Source organism: Promineifilum sp. (SeqCode), assembly GCF_041918635.1.
Taxonomy (GTDB): Bacteria; Chloroflexota; Anaerolineae; order Promineifilales; family Promineifilaceae; genus Promineifilum.
Window position 1 is genome coordinate 1 of the sequence record NZ_JAYRVJ010000654.1, and the last position, 3,131, is coordinate 3,131.

General features: G+C 65.5%; 2 protein-coding genes. Both read left to right on the forward strand.

Features of this window, described 5'->3' with window-relative positions; translation table 11 throughout:
* The coding region (gene gyrA / locus ACE3UY_RS19215) for a DNA gyrase subunit A (RefSeq protein WP_374689094.1) at positions 1-2,256 on the forward strand (2,256 nt) is incomplete at its 5' end.
* Between the two features lie 518 nt (positions 2,257-2,774).
* Positions 2,775-3,131, forward strand: a 357-nt coding sequence (locus ACE3UY_RS19220; protein WP_374689095.1) for a hypothetical protein, incomplete at its 3' end; no start/stop codon positions are given.

Consider the following 3,131-nt stretch of genomic DNA (forward strand, 5'->3'; position numbering starts at 1 on the left):
CAGGGCAACTTCGGCAGCGTCGACGGCGATAGCCCGGCGGCCATGCGCTACACCGAGGCCCGCCTGGCCCCCATCGCCCTGGAACTGCTGGAAGACCTGGACAAGGACACGGTCGAGTTCACCTCCAACTTCGACGACACGCTGGAGGAGCCGGACCTGCTGCCGGCGCGGCTGCCCAACCTGCTGCTCAACGGCTCGTCAGGTATCGCCGTCGGCATGGCGACCAACATCCCGCCGCACAACCTGGTCGAACTGTGCGACGCCATCAGCTATCTCATCGACCGGCAGGACGACGTGGATGAGGTGACGCTCGACGACCTGATGCAGTTCGTCAAGGGGCCGGACTTTCCGACCGGCGGCGTCATTGTCGGCACGGAGGGTATCCGCAACGCCTACGCCACCGGCCGCGGCCGGATCGTCGTGCGCGGTGTGGCCCACATCGAGCCGACACCCCGCAACCCCGACCGGACGCAGATCAACATCACCGAGTTGCCTTTCCAGGTCAACAAGGCGCTGCTTATCGAGCGCATCGCCGACCTGGTCAACCGCGGCGTGCTGGACGACATCTCCGACCTGCGCGATTCCTCGGATCGCGACGGCATCTCGGTCGTCGTCGAACTGAAGCGTCACACCCAGCCGCGCAAGGTGCTGAACCAACTCTTCAAATACACCGCGCTGCAATCGACCTTCGGCGTCCAAACCCTGGCCCTGGTGGACAGGCAGCCGCGGCTGCTGTCGCTGAAGCGGGCGCTCCAGATTCACATCGACCACCGCGTGGAGGTCATCACCCGGCGCACGCGCTTCGACCTGGACAAGGCGGAGCGCCGCCAGCACATTCTGGCCGGCCTGCTCATCGCCATCGCCAACCTGGACGAGGTCATTCGCACCATCCGCGCCGCGGCCGACGCCGAAGATGCCCGCACCCAACTGATGACCCGCTTCGGGCTGACCGAGCCGCAGGCTACGGCCATCCTCGACATGCAGTTGCGCCGGCTGGCCGCGCTGGAGCGGCAGAAGATCGAGGAAGAGTACCGCGAGGTCACGGAACTCATCGCCTACTTGCAGGCGTTGCTGGAAGACCGGCACAAAATCCTGGGCCTCATCCAGGCCGATCTGGCCAAGCTGAAGGAGAAGTACGGCGACGAGCGGCGGACGCAGATCGTCCCCGGTGAGGAAGCCGCGTTCGACATCGAGGACTTGATCCGCGACGAGAACGTCTTCATCTCCCTGACGCGCCGCGGCTACATCAAGCGCACGCCGGTGACCGCCTACCGCCGCCAGTCGCGCGGCGGCAAGGGGCTGATCGGCATGACGACCCGCGACGAGGACGAGTTGGAACACTTCTTCGCCGCCGGCACGCTGAACACGCTCCTTTTCTTCTCCGACCTGGGCAAGATTTACGCCACCAAGGCTTACGAGGTGCCTGAACTCGACCGGACAGCCAAGGGCGTGTCGCTGATGAACATCCTGCCCCTGTCGCCGGATGAGAAGATCACCGCCGTGTTGCCCGTCCACGACTTCGGCGACGCCGAGTACCTGATCATGATCACGCGCAAGGGGCGGATCAAGCGGGTGGAGTTGGGCGTCTTCGCCAGCGTGCGGCCGAGCGGCCTGATCGCCATCAACCTGGAGCCGGGCGACAGCCTGGGCTGGGTCAAGATGACGCGGGGCGACGAGGACATCATCCTCATTAGCCAGCAGGGTAAGGGCATTCGCTTCAACGAGGAGGACGTGCGACCGATGGGGCGCGCGGCAGCCGGGGTCAACGCCATGCGGCTCGATAGCTGGGACATGCTGGCCGGGGCCGACGTGTGCACGCCCGACGACGACTTGCTGGTCATCACTGAGAAGGGGCTGGGTAAGCGCACGCCGCTGAGCGAGTACCGGCGACAGGGGCGCTACGGCCAGGGCATCAAGGCGATGAACCTGACCCCGGAGCGGACGGGGGCCATTGTGGCCGCGCGGGTGGTGTCGCCTAAGGACGAGGTGACGCTCATTTCCACCGGCGGCATCCTGTTGCGCATGTCCGCCTCCCACATCTCGCGGCAGGGGCGGGCGTCGACGGGCGTGCGGGTGATGGACTTGCGTGACGGCGACGCCGTGGCCTCGGTGGCCGTCATCCGCGAGGCGCGCCAGGCCATCGCCGACGCGCCGGCCGGCTCGTTGGCTGAGCCGCCCACCGAGAGCGAGATCATCGACCTGATGGAGAGCGCCGCCGAGACGCACCTGCTGCCGGGAGCGAACGGTAGTGAGTAGGGGCGGGTTTGAAACCCGCCCCTACGGAAGAATGGCTACGGATTTGAACGGAGGATACGGATATACAATCCGTTTTGCCCGTTTGAATCCGTAGCCATTTTTCACGCCCCAGACGCAGGATACCATCCCGCGCTATAAAGCAAAAGGGGCCGGCTAACTGCCGGCCCCTTTTCGTTGGTGAGAGTCAGGAACGCCGAAACCTGACTCTCGTCAAAAGGAGGAGAAGAAGAAGAGATTTTTTACCCTTCGATGACTATTCTACGACGCCTTGCCGATTCCCGCTGTACGCCCGTTCTACGCGCGCACTACGGGAAACCTACGCTTGTGACAATTTTCACAATAGCTCTGGATCGGTGGCGCAGGGGTGCGGGGGCGCAGGGGAGCAAGGGAGAGGACAATTACTAAGCAACGGGCTTGGAACCCACGGCTTGTCACCTGCCTCTCGCTACCTGCCACCTGCACCTACTCCCCTGCACCCCCGCTCCCCTGCACCCCCGCTCTCTGCTACAATCCACCCCATGTCCCGCCTCACCCGCTACCACGCCCTGGCCTTCATGGTCTTCTGCTTGCTGGTGGCGGCGGGGCTGCGGCTGCCCGACCTGACGGCCGTCCCGCCCGGCGTCCACTACGACGAGGCGGCCTATGGTCTGAACGCCGGCGACATCGGCCTGCGCGGCGAGCGCCCCATCTTCATCCCCAGCTTCACTGGGCGGGAGGTGCTCTATCTCTATCTGGCGGGGGGCATGGCCGCGGCGCTGGGCAACACGCTCTTCGCCCTGCGCCTGACCTCGGCCTTCATCGGCCTGCTGACCATCGCCGCGACCTACTGGCTCGGCCGGGAGATGCTGGCCGACCGGCGCATCGCCCTGCTGGCG